11 protein-coding genes are annotated in these 22,970 nt (G+C 49.0%); 2 read left to right on the top strand and 9 right to left on the bottom strand.

Going from position 1 to position 22,970, the window contains the following annotated elements:
- Positions 1 to 8: 8 nt before the first annotated feature.
- The gene (locus tag Xkoz_RS08000) at positions 9 to 11,633 is read left to right on the top strand and encodes a non-ribosomal peptide synthetase (protein ID WP_099141660.1); all 11,625 of its coding nucleotides are present in this window, start codon (positions 9 to 11) and stop codon (positions 11,631 to 11,633) included.
- 117 nt (positions 11,634 to 11,750) lie between these two features.
- Here Xkoz_RS08000 and budC read toward each other — a convergent pair whose 3' ends face one another.
- Positions 11,751 to 12,509 carry a meso-2,3-butanediol dehydrogenase gene (gene budC, locus Xkoz_RS07995; protein WP_208615227.1) on the bottom strand — a complete coding sequence of 253 codons (759 nt, stop codon included), beginning with the start codon at positions 12,507 to 12,509 and terminating at the stop codon, positions 11,751 to 11,753.
- Positions 12,510 to 13,135: 626 nt separating this feature from the next.
- Between budC and Xkoz_RS07990 the strand changes: the two genes are divergently transcribed.
- Positions 13,136 to 13,909, top strand: a complete 774-nt coding sequence (locus Xkoz_RS07990; RefSeq protein WP_099141659.1) for a hypothetical protein — start codon at positions 13,136 to 13,138, stop codon at positions 13,907 to 13,909.
- A 462-nt stretch (positions 13,910 to 14,371) separates the two neighbouring features.
- Here the strand turns inward: Xkoz_RS07990 and flgL are convergent, their stop codons facing one another.
- The 8 genes from flgL to flgE all read right to left on the bottom strand — a co-directional run bounded on the left by flgL (position 14,372) and on the right by flgE (position 22,969).
- A complete protein-coding gene (gene flgL / locus Xkoz_RS07985; protein WP_099141658.1) occupies positions 14,372 to 15,331 on the bottom strand; it encodes a flagellar hook-associated protein FlgL in 960 nt (319 codons plus the stop codon).
- Positions 15,332 to 15,366: 35 nt separating this feature from the next.
- Complete coding sequence (gene flgK / locus Xkoz_RS07980; protein WP_099141657.1) at positions 15,367 to 17,007, bottom strand: flagellar hook-associated protein FlgK; 1,641 nt, start codon at positions 17,005 to 17,007, stop codon at positions 15,367 to 15,369.
- 159 nt (positions 17,008 to 17,166) lie between these two features.
- Positions 17,167 to 18,183 (bottom strand): flagellar assembly peptidoglycan hydrolase FlgJ, encoded by a 1,017-nt coding sequence (gene flgJ, locus Xkoz_RS07975; RefSeq protein WP_208615231.1) that lies wholly within the window; start codon positions 18,181 to 18,183, stop codon positions 17,167 to 17,169.
- Entirely contained in the window at positions 18,180 to 19,298 is a 1,119-nt protein-coding gene (locus Xkoz_RS07970; protein ID WP_099141655.1) for a flagellar basal body P-ring protein FlgI, read from the bottom strand. The genes flgJ and Xkoz_RS07970 overlap by 4 nt, the downstream gene beginning before the upstream one ends.
- Before the next feature lie 15 nt (positions 19,299 to 19,313).
- Positions 19,314 to 20,093: a flagellar basal body L-ring protein FlgH gene (locus tag Xkoz_RS07965; protein WP_099141654.1), complete on the bottom strand. Its 780-nt coding sequence runs from the start codon at positions 20,091 to 20,093 to the stop codon at positions 19,314 to 19,316.
- 67 nt (positions 20,094 to 20,160) lie between these two features.
- Complete coding sequence (gene flgG / locus Xkoz_RS07960) at positions 20,161 to 20,943, bottom strand: flagellar basal-body rod protein FlgG (RefSeq protein ID WP_099141653.1); 783 nt, start codon at positions 20,941 to 20,943, stop codon at positions 20,161 to 20,163.
- A gap of 16 nt (positions 20,944 to 20,959) precedes the next feature.
- The gene (locus tag Xkoz_RS07955; RefSeq protein WP_099141652.1) at positions 20,960 to 21,715 is read right to left on the bottom strand and encodes a flagellar basal body rod protein FlgF; all 756 of its coding nucleotides are present in this window, start codon (positions 21,713 to 21,715) and stop codon (positions 20,960 to 20,962) included.
- Positions 21,716 to 21,736: 21 nt separating this feature from the next.
- Complete coding sequence (gene flgE / locus Xkoz_RS07950) at positions 21,737 to 22,969, bottom strand: flagellar hook protein FlgE (protein ID WP_099141651.1); 1,233 nt, start codon at positions 22,967 to 22,969, stop codon at positions 21,737 to 21,739.
- Between the last annotated feature and the right edge of the window lies 1 nt (position 22,970).

Below are 22,970 nucleotides of genomic sequence, written 5' to 3'. Positions count from 1 at the left end.
GAAATAAAATGTTACATCATCACTCTTCACAAACTTCCCCAGCCGTGCGTAATACCCCTTCTCTCCCCCCGCAAACCTATCCTCTTAGTTCTCCCCAGCAAGCCATCTGGTTTGATCAGGCTATTCATCCCAATGCTTCCAGCTACAACATCAGCGTGTTTGTCTGCATTGAAGGGGAGCTGGATGAAACATTATTTGCCCGCGCCTTTGAATCTGTGGTTTATTGCCATGACACGCTGCGTTTGCAATTGCTCAACACCCACGCCTTACCCAGCCAAAAGGTTGCCCATTCTCTCCCAGTCGCCGTGGATATCGAGGATTTCTCATCGCATCCAGAGGCTGAAACCCGCGTAAAACAATACATGGATACCGAGTCCATGCGCCCATTTCACCTGAATGAAGCACTGTGGCGTTCCAAAATATTGCGGGTCAGTAAGACCTGCCGGTACTGGCAATTTTGCTGTCATCATTTGATCATTGATGGCACCGCTATGTTCATGCTCCTCAACAAAGTTATCGATAGCTATAACCGCCTGATGAAAGGCGAAACACTGAGCCATTCCGCGCATTCTTATCTGGATTTTATTACGGATAATCTCAATTATCTGGCTTCTGAGCACTACTCACACGATAGGCAATTTTGGCTGAAACGCTATGAAAACCTGCCACCGCCATTGCTTCCGCCAGTCAATCTCAATCACACGGCAAACCAGCAGCAAGCCACCCCCGCGGCTTCCCCGCCGGTCATTTGGCCAATCGACCAGAGGCTTTTTAAACGCATCGAAAAAGCGGCCGGCGGACAGGGGTTACCCTTCCTGCACTTCATGTATGCCATTCTGGCCTGCTATTTCGCACGGACGGCCGATGTCGATGACATTGTCATCGGTATTCCCTTGCACAACCGTAAAAATACGCGACAAAAAGACACGATGGGCATGTTCGCCTCCGTGATCCCCATTGGCATCACTCTTGCGCCGGAGGATACGTTTCGTGATGTCATGCGCAAAGCCGCAACCGAAATGAGTCTTTGCCATGAGCATCAACGCTTTCCCATCGCGGAACTCAATCGACAAGTCCATGCACGGCAACAAGTCGGAAATGCGCGATTATTTGACGTGACTTTATCCCTCGAACCGTTTAAAGCACATTTGCACCTGGAAGGGGAGAATATCCGCGCCAGAGAGTTCGACTTACATTCCGGTGTTCCCTATCCTCTTTGTATCAGGATGAAGCAATACACAAACACCGCCTGTCCTGAAGATACCGATACCTCTTTCCCGCTTTCCATTGAATTCTATTTCTCTCCTGAGCATCTGAATACCACGGAGGTGATGGCGCTCCGCTCCCGTCTTGCTGTCTTGCTTGACGCCGCTCTCACTTCGCTGGAGATACCATCACTTGCGCAGACAAAAATAGTCAATCTGCCAATCCTGCCCGACATTGAACGCCAACAGGTATTGAGGGATTTCAACGCCACCCAAGCTGAATTCCCGCAACATGCGTTGACTCATCAACTGTTCGAAGCACAAGCGCAACGCACACCCGATGCCATTGCGGTGGTCTTTGACGGGCAATCGCTGAGCTACGATGAACTCAACAAACGTGCCAATCATCTGGCGCACCATCTGATTGCTCTCGGCGTGCGTCCTGATGATCGGGTGGCAATATGTATTGAGCGCAGTCTGGAAATGATGGTCGGTTTATTAGGTATCCTCAAGGCCGGCGGCGCTTTTGTTCCCCTCGATCCGGCTTATCCAACCACGCGGCTGACCTATATGCTCAATGATTCAGTCCCCGTGGCGCTGATCACGCAAACAACAATGGCAGAAACATGGGACTGTGACCTGCCAACCCTACTGCTTGATACCCCTGAATATTCGGTTTTGGATGAAAGGGCGGAAGAGAACCCAGCGGCTCAGGCATTGGGGCTGACCTCCCGCCATCTGGCTTACGTCATCTATACTTCTGGCTCCACAGGGCAACCCAAAGGGGTCATGATAGAACATCGCAGTTTGTGTAACTTGATTACCACCCAACAAGATAAGTTAACCATCACACCCGACAGCCGGATCTTGCAGTTTGCCTCAAACAGCTTTGATGCCTGTATTTGGGAATGCTGCATGGCGCTATTGGCGGGAGCTTGCCTTTACCTGGCCAAGCGGGAAAACCTGCTACCGGGCGCAACCTTGTCTCACTATTTAGAGACGCACGCTATTACCCATGCCCTTTTGTCTCCCACGGCGCTGGCAACCATGGACACGCTGCCAGCAACCCTGCAAACTTTATTGGTGGGAGGGGAAGCGTGTCCGCCTACGTTGACCAAACGCTGGGCACAAGGACGACAGATGATCAATGCCTATGGCCCGACAGAAGCCACCATTTGTGCCACCCTCTGCCAATGTGAACATCAGGGAGAGCATGCCCCGCCGATTGGTCATCCCATCGCCAATACCCAGATCTATCTCCTTGACAAGCATGGTCAACCCGTCCCGCAGGGCGTCGTGGGAGAAATTTATATCGCGGGTGTCAGCGTTGCCCGCGGTTACCTGAACCGCCCCGAACTCACTGCCGAACGTTTCCTCATCAATCCATTCTCTGCTGGGCACGATGCTCACGCCCGTATGTACAAAACCGGCGATCTGGGGCGCTGGCGACCCGATGGCAACATTGAATATCTTGGCCGGAATGATTTCCAGATCAAACTGCGGGGGTTCCGCATTGAGCCAGGGGAGATTGAGGCAAGGTTGCAGCAATGCCACGGCGTGCGTGAAGCGGTGGTACTGCTTTGTGAAAACGTCTCCCATCAAAGCGATGCCGATAAAAACAAGATCGATAAAAACAGTCCTGCGCCAAAACAGCTCGTCGCCTATTTGTTACCGAAGGCAAATGCTGAACTGGAACCCATGGCATTACGGCAACAACTTGCACAGCACCTTGCAGAATACATGATCCCCAGTGCCTTTGTGACGCTCAATGCCTTTCCACTCACCCCGAATGGCAAACTTGACCGCCAGGCGCTGCCCAAACCCGATCACACGGCAATCGTCACCCGCCGTTACCAGCCTCCTATCGGGGAAGCGGAAACTATCTTGAGTCAAATTTGGCAAAGGTTGCTCGGCGTACAACATGTCAGCCGCTGTGACCATTTTTTTGAGCTGGGCGGGCACTCGCTGATCGCCGTTAACCTGATCGAACAACTGCGGGAATGGGGCTGGACGCTTGACATCCGCATGGTATTCACCCACCCCGTATTGGAAGCGATGGCGAAAGCGATACAGTTGGTTCAACAAGGGGGCGTTCAAGAAAATACCGGGCAAGAAAGCACAACGGGGTTCACTGTCCTCCCCAATCTCATCCCCGAAGGTTGCGGTGCCATTACCCCCGACATGTTGACGTTAGTTGCCCTATCCCAGTCTGAAATTAATGCTATCACCGCGACGATCCCCGGTGGCGCGGCCAATATCCAGGATATTTACCCGCTCTCACCGCTACAAGAAGGCATGTTGTTCCATTATCTGTTGCAGAAACAAGGAGATACTTATCTGTTACGCGATTTGCTTGCCTTTGACACCCACGAACGGCTCGATACCTTTCTGGCAACCTTGCAACAGGTCATTAACCGGCACGATATCCTGCGTACCTCCATTTACTGGCAGGGATTGGCACAGCCGGTGCAGGTCGTCTGGCGGCAAGCATCGTTGAGCGTCAAGACCTTCTTACCCAATGACGAACAGGATATCCCTTGCCAATTGCTGGCGCATACCGATCCCCATCAGTGCCGTCTTGATGTGAGTCAGGCGCCACTATGTTCTGCCGACATCGCCTATGACCCGCATCAGGAGGCGTGGCTACTGGTTTTGCGCATCCATCATTTAGTTTGTGACCATGTCACGCTGGAGCGGATCATAGATGAAATCGATGCATTATTACCCAACCCTACCGAACATGGGTTAGCTGGCAACGGTCAGGGGGAAAAATTGTCCCCCGTATTACCGTATCGTCACTTTATCGCCCAATCCTTGCATTGGTCGACGTTAGATCATGAAACCTATTTCCGTAAGGTGCTCTCTGACATAGACTCGCCAACGGCGCCTTTCGATATCCTGGCTATTCACCGTGAGGATAAACAGATATCCGAGGCCAAACAGTCACTGGATGTGGCACTGTCCAACGCTATCCGCACACAAGCCCGACGGCAGGGGGTCAGCCCCAGTATATTGTTTCATGTTGCTTTGGCACTGGTGCTGGCAAAAACCAGTGGGCGCGACGATGTCGTCTTCGGCACGGTATTGCTGGGACGGATGCAGGGCAGTAGCGGCATCGATCACGTGATGGGGTTACTTATCAATACCTTACCCATTCGGATCAGGCTTAACGATAAGAGCGCACAGGCCATCGTCCAAGAAACCTACCTCAATTTGATGAGGTTGCTGGAACACGAGCAAGCGACACTGGCGCTGGCTCAACGTTGCAGTGGCGTGATCCCCCCTTTGCCGCTCTTTAACACGCTACTCAACTATCGCCATAGCCAGGCGGATACCACCTTTGCTAAATGGGAAGGTGTCCGTCTGCTGATGGAAGAGGAGAGAATCAATTATCCCATCGGCTTGTTTGTTGATGATTGGGGCGATGGATTCAGCCTGGTTGCCCAAACCGTATCGGACATCGATCCGATTCGTCTGATCGGCTATATGACCACTGCCCTGATGGGGCTGGTCGCAGCACTGGAAACCTCACCCCACCAGCCAATTTTGGATCTCTCGATTTTACCCCTGATGGAGCGTCAACAGTTGCTGGTGGATTTCAACGCATCCCCATCTCAACACCCGGTATTTGATCGCCCACAAGACGCGTATATTCACCAACTGTTTGAACGGCAGGTACAACAAAATCCCGATGCGGTGGCGGTCATCTTTGAAACGCAATCGTTACGTTATGCTGAACTGAACCGGCAAGCCAATTGTTTAGCGCATTATCTGCTGACCTTAGGTGTCCGTCCCGATGATCGGGTGGCGATTTGTTCTGAACGCAGTCTTGCCATGATGGTCGGATTACTCGCTATCCTGAAAGCGGGTGCCGCCTATGTCCCACTCGATCCAAACTACCCCGCCGAGCGACTGGCCTATCTCCTTGAGGATGCCGCCCCCGTTGCCCTGCTCACCCAAACGGTGTTTCCCCAAACAACGTCAATCAATCGGCTGACCAGCGTACCGATTGTGGATCTCAACAATCTTGCCCTCTTTACCGCGGATATGCCTGACAGCAACCCCGATCCCCAAACCCTTGGCCTGACCCCGCGCCATCTGGCTTATGTGATTTATACCTCTGGTTCGACGGGCTTGCCCAAAGGGGTAATGAATGAGCATCGTGCTGTCATCAATGGCCTGCTCTGGTCACAGAAGACTTATCAATTCACCCCGCAGGATCGGGTCTTGCAGAAAACACCGTTTAGTTTTGATGTTTCCGTTTGGGAACTCTTTCCGCCCCTGATGTCTGGCGCTCAATTAATTTTAGCGCGCCCCGATGGCCATAAAGATCCGCACTATTTACGGTCTGAGATAGAAAAACGCAGGATTACTGTCATCTACTTCGTGCCGGCCATGCTACAGCAATTTCTCTATGCTATCCCTGCCGGATGTTGCCCTTCCTTACGGCACATTTTATGCAGTGGCGAGGCGTTTCCTTATGCCTTGCAGCAGCAATGTCTGTCCCATTTTACCCACTGTCAGTTACATAACTTATATGGCCCGACGGAAGCGGCGATCCATGTCACCGCCTGGCAATGCCAGCCAGATCGTTATACCGGCCGAGTACCGATTGGGAAACCCCTAACCCATACCCAAATTTATCTTCTTGATAGCCACAAAAACCCCGTGCCAATCGGGGTGACAGGGGAGCTTTACATTGGCGGGATCGGCGTTGCCCGCGGTTACCTGAACCTTCCCACGCTCACCGCAGAACGCTTCCTGCCTGATCCTTTTTCTTCCGATCCGGATGCCCGCTTGTATAAAAGTGGCGATCTGGCGCGTTGGTTACCTGACGGTAATATTGAATACCTTGGCCGTAATGATTTTCAGGTCAAGATACGGGGTTTTCGAATCGAACTTGGCGAGATTGAGGCGACATTAGCGCAATGTCACGGCGTACAGGAAGCGGTGGTGATTGCCCAGGAAGATACGTCAGGTGAAAAGCGCCTGATTGCTTATCTGATCGCCGAACCCAATGCGAATCTGGTGCCGGCACAACTACGCCAGCAACTGGCGCAACACCTTGCCGAGTATATGCTACCCAGTGCTTTTGTCACGCTGGATGCCTTGCCATTGACCCCCAATGGCAAGCTCAATCGTCATGCGCTGCCAATGCCCGATCAAACTGCCCTCGCGACCCGCCATTATGTGGCACCCATTGGAGACATAGAGACAAAGTTAGCCCGAATTTGGCAACATTTGCTGAAATTGGAACACGTCAGTCGCCATGATCATTTCTTTGAACTCGGTGGTCACTCCCTGCTCGCAATCCAGCTTGCCGCGCGAATACGCCAGCAACTGGCGCGAGAATTGCACTTGCAGCAACTGTTTTCCCATCCTGTCCTGACCGATTTGGCGGCCTTGCTCAGCGACACGCCGGAGGCAACCCAAGTCGTTATTCCTGCGGCTGATCGCAATCAACCCCTGCCGCTCTCTTTCTCCCAACAACGTTTGTGGTTCCTTGCCCGGCTCAATCGCAAAGCTAATCTGGCCTACCATATCCCGACGGTTCTGCATCTTAGCGGGTATCTCGATCATGCTGCGTTGACGACGGCACTTGACCAACTCGTCAGCCGACATGAAAGTTTGCGTACCCGTTTTGTCCTGATTGATGAACAGCCTTACCAACATATCGATGGCGCAGATACGGGGTTTTCTCTGGCCTGTCAGGATCTGCGCAGATTAGACGAAACCTCTCGCATGGCCCGCATTAACGAATTAGTAGAACTTGAAACACAAACCCCATTCGATTTCGCGAATGCGCCAATGATCCGAGGCCAATTATGGCAACTTTCTGATGAAGAACATGTGCTGATCCTTATCCAGCATCACATCATCACTGATGGCTGGTCGAAAGGCATATTGCTGCGCGAACTCAGTGCCCTCTACCGTACCGCACAAGGGCAATGTGGTGATCCTTTACCCCAGCTTCCCATCCAGTATGCAGACTATGCCGTCTGGCAACAAAAATGGCTACACGGTGAGGTTTTCACCGCCCAACGGGATTTTTGGCAGAAACAACTGCAAAACGCCCCGACATTGCTGGCTCTCCCGCTTGATCACCCGCGCCCGCCAGAACAAAGTTACACCGGTACCCATGTGCCCGTTCACCTGAATGCGGATTTATTGTCTGCCCTCAAAGCGCTCGGACAGCGGCAGAATGTCACATTATTCATGACGTTGCTTGCCGGCTGGGGCATCGTGCTTGCCCGTTTGAGCGGACAGGATGATATCGTCATTGGCACCCCGGTCGCTAACCGTCCATCGAGCCACCTTGAAGGCATCATCGGCTTTTTTGTCAATACCCTGCCTTTACGCATTGAGTTGGAACCGTGTCGCTCTGTGGCAAATCTGCTCGCCCAGGTTCGTGAACAGGCGCTGGCAGCTTATGCCCATCAGGATCTGCCTTTTGAACAATTGGTCGAAACCCTACAACCTGAACGCAGCTTGAGCTACAACCCGATTTTTCAGGTGATGCTCGCCCTGGACAACACGTCCACGCAATCCCTTGAATTAACCGGTTTAACGGTTTCGCCAATGGCGCCGCCACACCGTAGTGCCTATTTTGACCTGACACTGGCACTGACCGAAAGCCAAGCGGGTTTAAGTGGTTATCTGGAATATGCATCAAGCCTGTTCGACCGAACGACAATTGAACGCATGGTGGGCTATCTCACCCATGTATTGACGGCCATGACAGCCGATGAAACCCAAACGATTGCCGGCCTGCCGATGTTGTCCGTTACTGAGCGCCAACAATTATTGGTGGATTTCAATGCCCCTCAGGTTGATCTTCCGCATGACGAGTTAATTCACCCACTGTTTGAAGCCCAGGTGCAACGTACACCCGATGCCACGGCGGTGATCTTTGGTGAACACGCCTTGAGCTATGACGAACTGAACTGTCGCGCCAACCAATTGGCACATTGTTTAATTGCTTTTGGTGTGCGTCCTGATGATCGCGTAGCCATTCATGTTGAACGGGGATTGGACATGATCATCGGCCTGTTCGGGATCTTGAAAGCAGGTGCCGGTTACATCCCGCTCGATCCAGAATATCCTGCCGAACGGCTGGCTTATCAGTTATCAGACGGCAAGCCTGTCATATTGCTGACCCAGAAACATTTACAAACTCGCTTACCCATACACACTATTCCCATCTGGCTGCTGGACGATAAAGCCCACCACGATAATAGGCAAAAACAGCCTGTTGATAACCCTGACAGCCGGCAAGTCGGGGTGCAGCCGCATCATTTGGCTTATATTATCTATACCTCTGGTTCAACCGGCACCCCCAAAGGCGTCATGCTGGAGCATCACAATGTTGTCAGCCTGATCCACGCCCATTGCCAGATCAGCGAACCTTGTCCGGGGGATCGCGTTCTGCAATTTGTGACCTTCGCCTTTGACATTTCAGTGTCAGATATTTTTCCGACCTTGGCATCAGGTGCCACGCTGGTTCTGCGCCCACCCCAGATCAAAATACCGGATAGCACTTTTGTTGATTTTTTACGTAAACAAAAAGTGACAATCATCAATATACCGACCGCCTTCTGGCACCATTGGGCGCAAGAAATGAAAGCGGGACGTATCGGTTTCAGCCCCTATCTACGCACCGTGATTGTTGGTGGGGATAAAGTGGAACACCGCCATTTAGTGGATTGGCTGTCGTGCCCGGAAACCCAATCTTGCCGCTGGTTCAACGCTTATGGCCCCACAGAAATCACCATCACGGCCACGGCTATGCCAATAGATAAAGAAATGGTGATAGATAACACACTGACGCCGCCTATCACCAACAACATTCCGATTGGCCGGCCGCTGTCCAATACCCGTATCTATATTCTGGACGCACACGGTCAGCCGGTGCCTATCGGCGTCAGTGGCGAAATTTATATCGGCGGAATGGGGGTCGCCCGTGGTTATTCAAACCAACCAAAACTGACCGCAGAGAAATTTGTTATCGATCCCTTTAGCGAACAGCCGAATGCCCGCATGTATAGGACCGGCGATTTGGCTCGCTGGCGATCTGACGGCAATATCGAGTACCTTGGCCGCAATGATTTTCAGGTCAAGCTGCGCGGTTTTCGTATCGAATTGGGGGAAATCGAAACCCGATTGATGCAATGCGACGGTGTACGTGAGGCGATCGTGCTTGCCCGCGAGGATAAGTCGGGCGATAAGCGTCTGGTGGCTTACTTGATCGCCGAACCGAATACCAAGCTGGTGCCGGCAGAACTCCGCCAGCAACTCGCACAACACCTCGCCAACTATATGCTGCCCAGTGCATTTGTAACGCTGGCTGTATTTCCATTGGCGCCTAATGGCAAGATTAACCGCCAGGCGCTACCGATGCCGGATCAGGCTGCCATGGCAACCCATACTTATGTCGAGCCGCTGGGTGAAAGGGAAATGGCACTGGCTGAAATTTGGCAAGCATTATTAGGGCTGGAAGAGGTTGGGCGTTATGACCATTTCTTTGAACTGGGCGGTCATTCTTTGATGGTTATCAACCTGATTGAACGACTGCGCAACCGAGGTTGGCAGCTTGATATTCGCGCTGTATTTTCCACACCAACACTGGCTGACATGGCAAAAATAATGCAATCAATTCAAGGTGATGAAGCTACGTTCACTGTGCCGCCCAATCTCATCCCTGAGGGTTGCACTGCCATCACCCCTGATATGCTACCGTTGGTGTCTCTGACGCAACACGAGATTGATACTCTCGCCGCCACCGTTCCCCATGGGGTCACCAATATTCAGGATATCTACCCACTTGCCTCCTTACAGGAAGGCATGCTGTTCCATCATCTACTGCAAACACAAGGCGATGTTTATTTGCTGCACCTCTTGCTTGCCTTCAACACCCGCGAGCGTCTTGATGCTTTTCTGGCTGCTTTGCAACAGGTTATTAATCGCCACGATATTCTACGTACGGCCATCTGCTGGCAGGGTTTAACGCAGCCTGTACAGGTTGTTTGGCGTCAGGCTCCCCTGCGCATCAAGACTTTTGTGCCGGATAACGATAAGGCGGTGCCGTCCCAGTTGTTGGCACACACCGATCCCTACCAGAAGCGCCTTGATATCAGTCAGGCGCCACTATGTTCTGCTGATATCACCTATGATCCCAATCAGGGTGAGTGGTTGTTGGCGCTCTGTTGCCACCATATCCTCAATGATCATATGTCGCTGGATATTATCATGGCTGAAATTAATGAACTTCTGCATCATCATACTCAGCAACTCCCGCCCGTATTGCCGTACCGCCATTTTATCGCCCAAACCCTGCGGAAGCCGATGCCCGATCACGAAGCCTATTTCCGGCAAAGACTTGCTGATGTCGATACACCGACAACGCCTTTCGACATCGTGGATGTTCATAGTGGGGACAGGCCAGCAACGGAGGTGACCAGGCCACTGAATGCGGCACTGGCCAGGGCTATCCGCAAACAGGCACGCCGGCAAGGCGTCAGCTCAGGCGTCATGTTCCATGTTGCGCTGGCACAAGTTCTGGCAAAAATCAGTGGGCGAGATGATATCGTCTTCGGGACAGTCTTGCTGGGACGCATGCAAGGCAGTGTCGATATAGAGCGCATTTTGGGGCTGTTTATCAACACCCTGCCCGTGCGGATCACGCTGGCGGGAAACAGCACACAGGAAACCGTGCAAGCGGCTTACCGCAATTTGACGCAGTTACTTGAACACGAACAAGCACCACTGGCACTGGCTCAACGTTGCAGCGGCGTAGCACATCCTTTGCCGCTTTTTAATACACTCCTGAATTATCGCCATAGCCCATCGAATGTTACCCATACCCTATGGGAAGGCATACGGCTGGTGACAGGGCGAGAAAGGACTCACTATCCCATCTACCTGGCCGTCGATGATTTGGGTAAAGGTTTCCTGTTGACAGTTCAGACTACATCAGGCATCGATCCGGCACGCCTGATGACTTATATGACTCATGCTTTAGCGGATCTGGTAAAAACATTGGAAACCGAGCCCCAAAAACCCATCATGGACATTGCCACCCTGCCCGCCACAGCACGCCAGCAGTTACTGACTGATTTCAACGCTATTTGGGCTGACTTACCGCAAACTGCACTGACATCAGGCCAATCTATGGTCGGAACAACTTCCGATTATGAAGCGCCTCTTGGTGAAGTGGAAACTGCATTAGCCGAGATTTGGCAAAAATTGCTGAAACGACCACAGATCGGTCGCCATGACAATTTCTTTGTATTGGGAGGACATTCATTGATAGCCATACAGTTGTTGGCGCGTCTGCGTGAACAAAACATAGAAATTCCCTTAGCAACTTTGTTTACCCATCCTACATTGTGTGAACTGGCCGGGGCTATCAGCCTAAGTCTTTCAAACTGACCACAAAAATCAAGTGGTTCCACGCCCCCGTGGAGCCACTTTTCAATTGCTGAGCTAACCGGCAATACCTTCGCTGATAAGCCCTATTTTCTGGAACGTATTTTTCAGAAAACCCCGTTAGTTAAAATTAGGTTGGCCATTGGATGCCGTTACGCCGCCATCTATCGGCAAATTCACCCCATTAATGAAACTGGCATCTTCGCTGGCTAAAAAAGCAATGGCTGCCGCCACCTCAAAAGGTTGACCCGCCCTTTTTAACGGAATACGGCTATCGAAATACGCCAGGGTTTCATCATCAAAACGTTCAACCATCGGGGTCAATACTAAACTGGGACAAACCGCATTGACACGGATCCCCTGTGAGCCGTAATCCAGCGCCATTGCACGGGTTAGATTCACGACAGCGCCTTTCGCAGCGCAATAGTGAGCGCCGCCCCAATCCCCTCCCAAGCCAGATACCGAAGCATTATTGACAATACACCCTTTGCTTTTCAGCAAATGAGGCAAGGCAGCATAACTGCAATTAAGTACACCATTGAGATTCGTCGCCAGTACTGTATCACCCTCTTCTTGTGAAACGCTTAATAAATCACCCACTACGTACAAGCCCGCGTTATTCACCAGAATATCTATCCGGCCAAAATGCCTGAGCGTTTCATCAACCATATTCTGCGCCGATCCCCGGTTAGCAACGTCAGTCTGGATCACCAACGCTTTACTCGATGGCAGTTCACTGAATACACGGTTAAGTTTCTCCGTGTCCCGTCCAGCCAATACCACAATGGCACCCTCTTGTGAGAAACGCTTTGCTGTAGCCTCGCCAATACCGCTACCTGCGCCAGTAATAATGACAACCTTATCCTCAAATCGAATCATGTTATTACCCTTATGGAGATATTTTTAAAGCTCATCGTGTAATATCAAATACAATTAATGCATTGGTTTCATTTTTTAAAATTTCAAAAAACAAGATATTCAATCATCACACGCTCTATACCAATCCAACTTCAAGTTTCAGTTTGCAAACCAATGGAAGTGCTTATATCTCCCCGCTGCGGGGAGATATAAAACGCATCTTGAAAGGCGATGGGTATATACGCATGCAACTTCAAGTTGCAATTTACAACACTATATGAAACCTGATTTCTCCCCGCTTCGCGGGGAGAAATCACACGCATCTTGAAGTTAGATTGTATATAATATTATTTATCAATCATCTTACTATGTCTTTTTTTATATCTTGTTGACCATTAAAGAATAGATAGCAATCAGGCCAGAATTTGTCCACCATAAATTTTAAGTTGCAGATCTTTATTATCATCAATAAAAATTAATCAGTTAATTGCCATGTAAAATATAACTTGTTTAACATTAAAAAAGAGCGTATTAATTTATGTGGTTAACTATTATAACCAGTTATCAACAATTTTTAGTACTGTTTATATATTACCACTCATTTAGCTTACCAGGTAAAATCAATCAACTGATTTAAGGATATCAATATGACAATTGAAGAAATTTTGCATGATGCCATGCAAGCGGCCAGAGCAGTATTTAAGGGAAAATCATGTAATGTTAATTATTATGATCCTAATATTTTGCCAGCCGAAAAGAGGATTTTTTATTCTGACCTAGGAATTGAAAAAAGGGGCGAAATTTTTATCACTTTACGCAATAGATTATTAGAAGAACATTTACCTTACAAAGAAATATATGACTTCCTGAACAGGAATAAAAATAAACTTTTAGTCGGCAATTGTGTGTTATTATCTCTTTATGCCTTATATTATTTAAAGAAAAAACATAAAGATAGACTCTTTCATTTATTTTATAACCCAACATTATCCTATACAGGTTATCAGCCATTATCTTTACAGATTGTTGGTTTGTTACCCCCTCATGGTCATGCTTTTGTTATGGTTTGCCCTCCCAGTAACAATCAAGATATCCCAAGACTTAATATGGAATCCCCTCCCAACATATTTCCGCAAAATGCATGGATATGTGATCCGTGGGCAGGTATTGTTTGCCCTGCGATCAATTATAATGATAGATGGAAAATTAAGATGGCTGAATGGAGTTTGAGAGGAAAAACCATTTATATCAATGACAATGATAATACTGACCCTGAGTTTAATGAATCCCCATTAGGTAAATATACTTACACTGCTGTAGGGCATGGAAATAAATTGACTATTTCTAATATTGAAATATACCCAGACAGGAAAGTTATAATAGATGGAGAACCTTCAGCCAGAAAGTGTATAATAATGTGAAAGAACAAGGGAGGTTATGCTAATAAGCATAACCTCCCTTTTCAATGAAAGTTTATAAAATCTGGATACAAATCCTAAACCAAAACATTAAAAGAGAAAAGGCACATATCAAAACAATATGCCATTGAATTAAACTCATTTTTCTAAGAACATCATTAATACGTAACAATATATTTTGCGATTTAGGGGTTCAATGGATCAGATTTTCTCACAAGAAATCTTTTCTTAAGTACGCGTTCCCCTGATTCTGTCAATACCAACTCCCGGCTGAAAGTCGCCGCCATTATCCGTGATTATGGGATGCACATATCGGAGGGGTAACCTGAAAATTAAGGCATAAAAGGAAATCAATAAGCCCTTACTTTCTTCTGTTTGAGAGAAAAAGTAAGGGCGATATAACGGGAGTCAGAGTGTACGGCCAATAAGCTGTAATGTGAAAATTAGGAACGATACCAAGCTTAATTAACGAGACATCTCAAATAAAGACATGCCCTTTAAGTCAGAAAAAACTTTATAGGAAGCCTGTAACGCAGTCTTCTCTTGTTGATAACTGGAAATGGCGGAAACCCAATCGGCATCGACTAATTCACTCATGCGGACTTGATTGGCAATACTGCGTTCACTGGCTAACGCATCCAGTTTATCCATTTCCTGAAGTTGTAGCCCCAAGGTCGCGTTTGCCGAATATAAGTTGTTCAGGCTATTATGTATACCGCGGTTAGCCTTATCAATCAAACCCCGTGCTTCCGCTTTTTCTGCTTCGCTGGCGTCCGTAAATGGCTTTCTAAGCGCTTCGATAGCGAAATCAATAGTGGCAAAAATATCTGATTCTACACTGCCATCAGGCTCTTTTTTCGGGTTGGACGTTGCCGATAAAAAAACCTTGTCCCCGGTATGGGCGATAATCATGGAACGATTGTCATCCACATTTTGGGTTATCGCCTCATACCCACCTTTGTAGTGAACTTTTCCACTGCTATCCGCCTCGAAAGGTGGAACATCAGTCTTATAACCCGCAAAAATATAGCGGCCATTGCCATCGGTTTTATTACCTAGGTTCAGCAGTTGCTGTTTAAGCCCGTCTAACTGCTGGGCATAAGATTCACGATCGTGATCACTTTGTTCATCCGCCGCTGCAACTAATGTTTCCAGAACATTTTGGGCCACCAATACGGCACTGTCGATCGTGCTCGATTGGGTTGACATCGTGTTTTTGGCAAAGACACGTGCCATTAAAAATTGCTGATTCTGTGATTCAGACTGGGCAACCATAATACTCTGTGAAGCCGCCAAGGGATCATCAGAAGGATTGAGAACACGTTTCCCGCTGGATAACTGTTCACCGTATTGCATCCATTTCGCCTGGGAGCCTAAAATGCCATCCATTTTTTGGCTATATAAAAGATTCGTACTTATGCGCACAATATGATTTCCTTTTTCTCTTTAGCCACTGATGATTAACGAATGTCCAAAATGGCATTAAACAGTGTCGATGCAGTCTGGATAACACGGGCATTTGACAAATAGTATTGCTGCAAGCGTTGCAGTTCACCGTATTCCTCATCCAGACTGACCCCAGAAATAGACTCGCGAACTTTTTTAAGCGCCTGTACGTTGATATTTTGCGCTTCCGCACTACGTTGGGCGCTATTGGTTTTACTGCCTACCGTACTGACCAGCGATGCATAAGCATCAGTCAAACTATGCTTGCCGTTAATCAGCTTTTCTTTTTGCAGGTTAACGAATTTCTTTGCATTGTTGTTATCACTTGGGCCAGAATCTTTGGCACCCGCCATTGCCAGTTGGGAGGGATCCTTAATATTGACTTCAAGTGTCGCGATGGCACTACTGACTGTTTTCAGTGTATACCGATCATTATCTTGTGGATGAGCCGCAGTGATTTCGACTGTCAGGCCGTCAAATTCCAGCGTATCACCCTTTTTGGTGACAGCGATCATTTCCCGGTCAGCAACACGCTGTACTTTCCAATCCCCGCCTTCGTACTGGAGGGTGTAGTCGCTGTCTTTGACTTTAGTGGTATCGGCGTATGCCACTTTAATTTCGGCCGTACCTTTATTATTGCTGTTAGCAATAGTCTCTGGCTGCGAAAAGTTGAAGAAATCAATACCGGAATTACCGTTTAGATCGAAACCCTTGCGTTGAACCTGATTGAATTGATCCGCCATCACTAAGCCCAACTGGTTTAATTGATTGCGGGTTGTATCTATCATTTCACTACGCACCCGCAAGGCACCACCCAGCATGCCTTGCGAGATAAAGCGTTCATCAATCTCTTTCGTTCCTACCGTGCCGTTATTATAGCCCAGCGTAATACGACGACTATCTGCACTGGAGGGGATCGCTTCCAACCGATAAGATTTACTGCCCGACACCAGTGACATGCCACCACCAAATGAAACGTTGTAAACCCCCCCATCTTGCTGGGTCATTTCCACGTCAATCCGTCGATTCAACTCATACAGCGCATTATCACGTTTATCCAGTAAGGCCAGCGGTTCGCCATCCCCGGCACCACGCATGCGAGAAACTTCACCGTTCAGGAAGGCAATTTCTTCCGCATATTTATTGATATCTTTGACATTTTGCTCAATTTGGCTATTGAGACCGCTGTCCATATCACGGAGAGAGAGATCGGCTTCTTTAAATCGGTTAACCAGCCCCTCCGCTTTGTCCCGCACGGTGGTTCTTGCCGCACTGTCTTCTGCATTACCGGCAAGTACACTCATGCTGTTAAAGAAATCGTCCATCGAGCTGGAAAGGCTGGTTACCTTATCCGCCAGTAGGTCGTCAACTTGGAAGGCCTGATTTTTGTATGTGACCAGTGCATCAAGTTTGGTCTGTGCGGTGCTATATTGCTGATTAACAAATTCATCATATTGACGATTAACGGAGTTAACATGCGCACCATTGCCAATAAAGCCAACGGGTGACATGCTGCCACTATTTTGCGACATGACTGTTGTCTGGCGGTGATATCCCTCAACCCTGGCATTAGCAATATTATTACCCACTACGCTCATCGCCACCTGCGCAGAATTAATACCACTCATGGCAGTATTTATCAGATTATTGGACATGTGTAGATCCTTTTACGTTTTCGTTATGCCTCCATCGTGGGAGGTAATGCACTGCTACAGTTATCGGCAAAATCTCCTGATCCTTGAGCGAAAATAGCACTAAACTCAGTGCCACTTTTTTTGGCGTTATTTCAATAAGCATCCCTGAAATTAATCGCTTCAAAACAGGTTATCGAAATCATAGGCATAGGCTTTTGCCATTTGATTGCCGGTGATTTTTAACTGCTGGATCAATGACACTAATTTTTGGGCATAGCCGGGATCGGTGGCGTATCCTGCCTCTTGTAAGGAATAGGCACCCTGCTCCGCTGTGGTTGACTGTACAACCTTGGCGTAACGGGGGTTTTCCGTCAGCAAGTTAACGTAATCCGTTATCGCTTCCACATAAGAGCCATAGACGCGAAAACTGTCCTGCATTTTTTTCGGCTCACCATCAATATATTCTGTCGTCATAATCTGGGTAACTGGCCCTTGCCAGTGTTTCCCTGCCTTAATGCCAAACACGTTATAACTTGGTTTGCCTTCTTTCGTCAGGATCTCCCGCTGCCCCCAACCAGACTCCAGTGCAGCCTGTGCAATAATCAATAAATGGGGAATACCACTTTGCTGGCTTGCCAACTGTGCCGGTACGGAAAGCATGGAAACAAAGCGGGTGCTGTGCATCGGCAATGGCTTTGGCTGGGTTGGGTTATATTGAGAGGCGTCATACTGAGTCGAACCCTTGGCGAGCGCCGAAGAAGAGCTTTTAGACAGTGTCCTAAAATCAGGTATCGCGCGACGGATAACTTGCTCCAATGCCTGCTTTGGTAAGGTTTGCAGGGTTTCATTATCCAGTGGCATCGGCATCGTGCCCGCTAATTCACTGGGCATATTATTGGCATTAGAGAATTGCTTAACGATCATGTCAGCAAATCCCAATCCCTTTTGGGAAAGATCCTGGGCAATTTGTTGGTCGTATATCGACGTATAAAACCGGGTCTGCTCACTGCTTAACATGCCATCCTGCGGCAATGAAGAACGCATACTTTTCAGCATCATCTGCACGAAGACGCCTTCCAGTTGTTGGGCTACTTCCCGTAGCCCTTGTTGTGGTTCCTGTGACAGTTTAGCTTTCAATGAATGCAATGAGTTAACATCGTAAGCCGCATTGGACATCGTCAGAACATCATTCATCAGATAATCTCCAATTTCGCACGCAGACAACCTGCGCTCTCCATTGCCTGCAAGATCGACATTAAATCTGTCGGCGTTGCCCCCAACGTATTCAATGCACGCACAACTTGCGTCAGATTCGCACTGGCACTGAGCTGCTGCAATGCACCACCCTGCTCCTGAATCCCAATGCCAGTATTACGGGTCACGACGGTATTACCTCCCGCCAATGGCGTATTGGGCTGATTGACCACGACCTGACGTTCAACCGTCACCGATAAGCTACCATGCGCAATCGCACAACTGTCGAGGGTCACATTGCGGTTCATCACCACGGAGCCTGTTCGGGAGTTGAAAATCACTTTGGCGTCACCGGCATCCACACGGATAGACAAGTTTTGCACTTGAGCCAGAAACTTCACCTGTTCGCTGTTATCAATCGGCAAACGTAACTGAACCGTGCGGGAGTCCAACGGGGTTGCTGTCCCTGTTCCCTTCAATCGGTTGATCACATCGCTGATTTTCTGAGCCAGCCCGAAATCATCATCATTCAGTTGCAGGTTCAGCGTGCTTTTCTGGCCGAACTGGGTTGGCAATTCACGCTCAATCACCGCACCGTTGGAGATCCGCCCACCGGCAAGCTGATTAACTTTGATGCTGTTCCCACCGGCACTCGCACCGGCTCCCCCCACGAGAATATTGCCCTGAGCCAAGGCGTAAACCTGGTTATCGACCCCTTTTAACGGCGTCATCAACAAGGTGCCTCCACGCAAACTTTTGGCATTGCCCAGCGAGGAAACGACAATATCAATGTTCTGCCCGGCACGCGCAAAAGGGGGCAATTTTGCCGTCACCATCACGGCAGCAACGTTTTTAAGTTGCATATTCGTCCCGGCGGGTACGGTGATCCCTAACTGCGACAACATGTTGTTCAGGCTTTGGGTGGTAAAGGGCGTCTGCATAGTCTGGTCACCCGTTCCATCCAGACCAACCACCAGACCATAACCAATCAGCGCGTTATCCCTGACGCCCTCAATCGTCGTCAAATCACGAATGCGTTCTGCAAAAACACCGGGAGAGGTGAACGTACTGGACAGCACCAACAAAAATGTAAAAAGGCTGGCGACTAATTTTCTCATCCTGACCATCCTGTTTTAAAACGGTGAGATATTGATAAAGAAACGTTGCAACCAACCCATGTGTTGTGCTTCGTTGATATAACCATCACCAACATACTCAATACGGGCATCAGCAACCTGATTAGAACTCACCGTGTTGTTGCCCGTGATCGTGCGCGGGTTAACAACACCAGAAAAACGAATGAACTCCGTTCCCTGATTAATCGCGATCTGTTTTTCCCCCACCACATGCAGGTTGCCATTGGCCAGCAGTCTATCCACCGTCACCGTAATTGTTCCCCGGAAGGTATTGTTGGCATTCGCACCACCTTTACCGCCAAATTCGTTATTTCCTTCCATCCCTAAATCGGTTTTTCCACCGCCCATCAAGCCCTGTAAAAAACGGGGGGTCAAAGCAGCCGCGAAACTGGTTTTCCCATTACGGCTGGCATTGGCGGAAGAGTTTTTGCTCGCACTGACATTCTCTTGCAAGATAATCGTCAGCGTATCACCGATATTACGTGGACGGCGGTCTTCAAACAGCGGTTGATAGCCGTAATAGACCGGTTGGACAGTTTGAAAAATGGAACCATTTGGCATTGGCGCGGGCGCTTCGGCAGGGTTTGCTGTTGTTTGCCCTTTCACCAGCGGTTTGTGCGGCAGATAAGCACAGCCCCCTAATGTCAGTGCCGACAATGCGAGTACCGCCACAGATATACTGATACGCCACTTATTTCTCTGGTTTTTCCGTAAACCAGTGGAGCCATAAGCTACATGGTTGCTAGCATGGCTTTCGGCAACGGGCATTGTATCCATCTTCTATGCTCTTAAATTTATCGTCGAAATAGTGGAGGAATGTGTTCCCCCACCTTTAACGGTTAGGTTATAACTGAGTCAGTTTTTGCAGCATCTGATCAGAGGTCGATACCGCTTTGCTGTTGATTTCATAGGCTCGCTGAACCTGAATCATATTGACCAACTCTTCCGCCACATTGACGTTAGAGGTTTCAACATAGCCTTGGTAGAGCAATCCAGCGCCATTAATGCCTGGTGCGTTTTCCACGGGGACACCAGAACTGTTCGTTTCCAGATACAGGTTTTCACCGATACTTTCCAAACCGCTCTCGTTGATGAACGTGGTCAGTGTCAGTTGTCCAACCTGCTGGGGCGCACTTTGCCCCTGCACATTGACACTGACGATACCGTCACGGGCAATATTGAGTTTGGTGGCGTTGTCTGGAATGATGATGGCCGGCATAACCTGAAATCCCCCGGCTGTCACTAACTGGCCATTTTGATCCACCTGGAATGAACCATCACGGGTATAGCCCGCAGTACCATCCGGCATCTGGATCTGGAAAAGACCCTGACCCTTGATGGCCACATCTTTGCTGTTGCTGGTCTGTGCCAGATTACCTTGATTGTGCAACCGCTCGGTTGCGACTGGACGTGCCCCCGTACCAATCTGCAAACCGGATGGCAGGTTAGTCTGTTCAGATGACATCGCCCCAGGCTGGCGTTCAGTTTGATAGAGCAAATCTTCAAACACCGCACGCTGACGTTTAAAGCCATTGGTGCTGACGTTTGCCAAGTTGTTAGCAATAACATCCATATTGGTTTGCTGAGCATCCAGCCCAGTCTTTGCAATCCATAAAGATCGGATCATAAATTTATCCTCCCGATTAGCTCATAGCGAGAATTTGGTTGGCCCGCTGAGCATTTTCATCGGAACTGTGTATGACTTTCATCTGCATCTCAAAGCGACGCGCATTGGCGATCATATTCACCATGCTTTCCACTGGATTAACATTGCTGCCTTCCAGTACACCCGGCATGATTTTTACTTCTGTGCTGGCGGCTAATTCATCGCCCTGCTGTGCCCGTGCCTGTGGCGTTAAATGGAACAAACCATCATCGCCGCGCACCAGTTGGTTGGTTTCCGGTTTGACGATTTTCAGCTTGCCAATCTGCCCCAACAACGTTGGTGGATCGCTGGCAATCAAGGCAGAAATGGCACCATCAGCCGCAATAGTCAGTTCGGCCTGCGGCGGAACATCAATTGGCCCGTTCTCCCCCGATAACATGCGCCCCTGTACCATCAGTTGCCCTTCGGATGAGATCTGAATGCTGCCGTTACGGGTATAGGCTTCGGTCCCATCTTCGAGCTGGACAGCCAAAAAGCCCCCCTGTCCGACAGCCACATCTAACGGCCGGGAGGTATAATTCATTGGCCCTTGACGGCTATCCATGCCGGGGGTAGAAGCAACGACCAGTGCGCGTGTCGGCAAGGTGTCACCTTCAACTGGCACGGCACGCAATGCGGCAAGCTGGGCTTTAAAGCCCGGCGTTGACGCATTGGCAAGATTGTTAGCTGTGACAGCTTGATGCTCCAGCGTTTGGCGCGCAGCTCCCATAGCGGTATAAATGACGTGATCCATAAAGCTATCCGCCTGAGCTTATTAACGCATGCTGACCAGCGTTTGCAGGATTTGATCCTGCGTCTTGATGGTCTGGGCGTTGGATTGGTAGTTACGCTGGGCGACGATCATACTGACCAGCTCCTGGCTCATATCAACATTTGATGATTCCAATGAGCTACTGATCAATTTACCGAAGTTACCTGAACCCGCAGTGCCCACAACCGGGCTACCGGATGCACCGGTTTCGATCCAAACGTTATCACCCTGTGAAGCCAGGCCGGCTGGGTTGGAGAAATTCGCCAGTACGACTTGTCCCAACACTTGTTTCTGTTCGTTAGAATAGAGGCCGTAAATCTTGCCATCACCTTCAATCTGGTAGTTGGTAAAGTGACCGGCCGCATAACCGTCTTGCTTCTGTTTAGAAACGGAGTTTTCCTTTACGCTTAGCTGTTTACTACCGTTAAAGTCAAACTCAATTTCCGTGGGGTTAGAGCCATTCAAGGCAGGCATATTGAATGTAAATGTGTTGTCCGCTTTGACTAATTGGCCGCTGCCATTAAATTCAACGCTATCTGTATTCAATTTTTGCGGTGTTGCGCCTTTAACCGCCGTATCCAGGGCATGGATATCCCACTTATTATCATCTGTCTTGACAAAGAACATGTTGATATTGTGCTCATTGCCGAGACTGTCGTATACCGTGATACCGGAGCTGTAGTTAAACGTATCTTTATTATCTGAGGCGAATTCTTTGCCTTTGACTGTCCCGTCGATTTTTTTACTCATCGAATTCAGGTTAGCCGTCATGGTGACTTTTGTTGTCGCCTTGGCGGGTAACATGTCAGTGGGGATTGAGATGGGTCCAGGTGCTGCACCTTGTTGGATTTCAGGCCCATTATTGCCCTGAATGGCCGGATAACCCGTTAACTTCATCCCTTGCATATCGATCACATTGCGATCGGCATCCATTTTAAATTGACCATTGCGGGAATAAAAAATATTGCCGTTGGTATCCTGCATACGGAAAAAACCGCCTTGCGTGATCGCCATATGCAACTGTTCATTGGTTTTAGTGATTGAACCATCCTTAAAGTTCTGCGCCATGCCAGAAACCTTAACGCCCAACCCGACATCTGAACCACTGAATACATCGGCAAAAGCCACTGAGCTGGATTTAAATCCATAGGTTGCCGAGTTTGCGATGTTATTACCAATAACATCTAAGTTGCTCGCTGCCGCATTCAAGCCACTGACCGCTTGTGAAAAAGCCATA

It is taken from the genome of Xenorhabdus kozodoii (assembly GCF_002632875.1).
Lineage (GTDB): Bacteria > Pseudomonadota > Gammaproteobacteria > Enterobacterales > Enterobacteriaceae > Xenorhabdus > Xenorhabdus kozodoii.
Note: the sequence above shows the minus strand (reverse complement) of the source record. Positions and strands in the feature narration are given on the sequence as shown.

What these genes read in the sequence shown, in the direction of transcription:
- Xkoz_RS07965 (WP_099141654.1), bottom strand. Translation starts at nt 20,093, where the DNA reads ATGGATACAATGCCCGTTGCCGAAAGCCATGCTAGCAACCATGTAGCT.
- Xkoz_RS07970 (WP_099141655.1), bottom strand. Translation starts at nt 19,298, where the DNA reads ATGAGAAAATTAGTCGCCAGCCTTTTTACATTTTTGTTGGTGCTGTCC.
- Xkoz_RS07955 (WP_099141652.1), bottom strand. Translation starts at nt 21,715, where the DNA reads ATGGATCACGTCATTTATACCGCTATGGGAGCTGCGCGCCAAACGCTG.
- flgE (WP_099141651.1), bottom strand. Translation starts at nt 22,969, where the DNA reads ATGGCTTTTTCACAAGCGGTCAGTGGCTTGAATGCGGCAGCGAGCAAC.
- flgG (WP_099141653.1), bottom strand. Translation starts at nt 20,943, where the DNA reads ATGATCCGATCTTTATGGATTGCAAAGACTGGGCTGGATGCTCAGCAA.
- Xkoz_RS08000 (WP_099141660.1), top strand. Translation starts at nt 9, where the DNA reads ATGTTACATCATCACTCTTCACAAACTTCCCCAGCCGTGCGTAATACC.
- Xkoz_RS07990 (WP_099141659.1), top strand. Translation starts at nt 13,136, where the DNA reads ATGACAATTGAAGAAATTTTGCATGATGCCATGCAAGCGGCCAGAGCA.
- flgK (WP_099141657.1), bottom strand. Translation starts at nt 17,007, where the DNA reads ATGTCCAATAATCTGATAAATACTGCCATGAGTGGTATTAATTCTGCG.
- budC (WP_208615227.1), bottom strand. Translation starts at nt 12,509, where the DNA reads ATGATTCGATTTGAGGATAAGGTTGTCATTATTACTGGCGCAGGTAGC.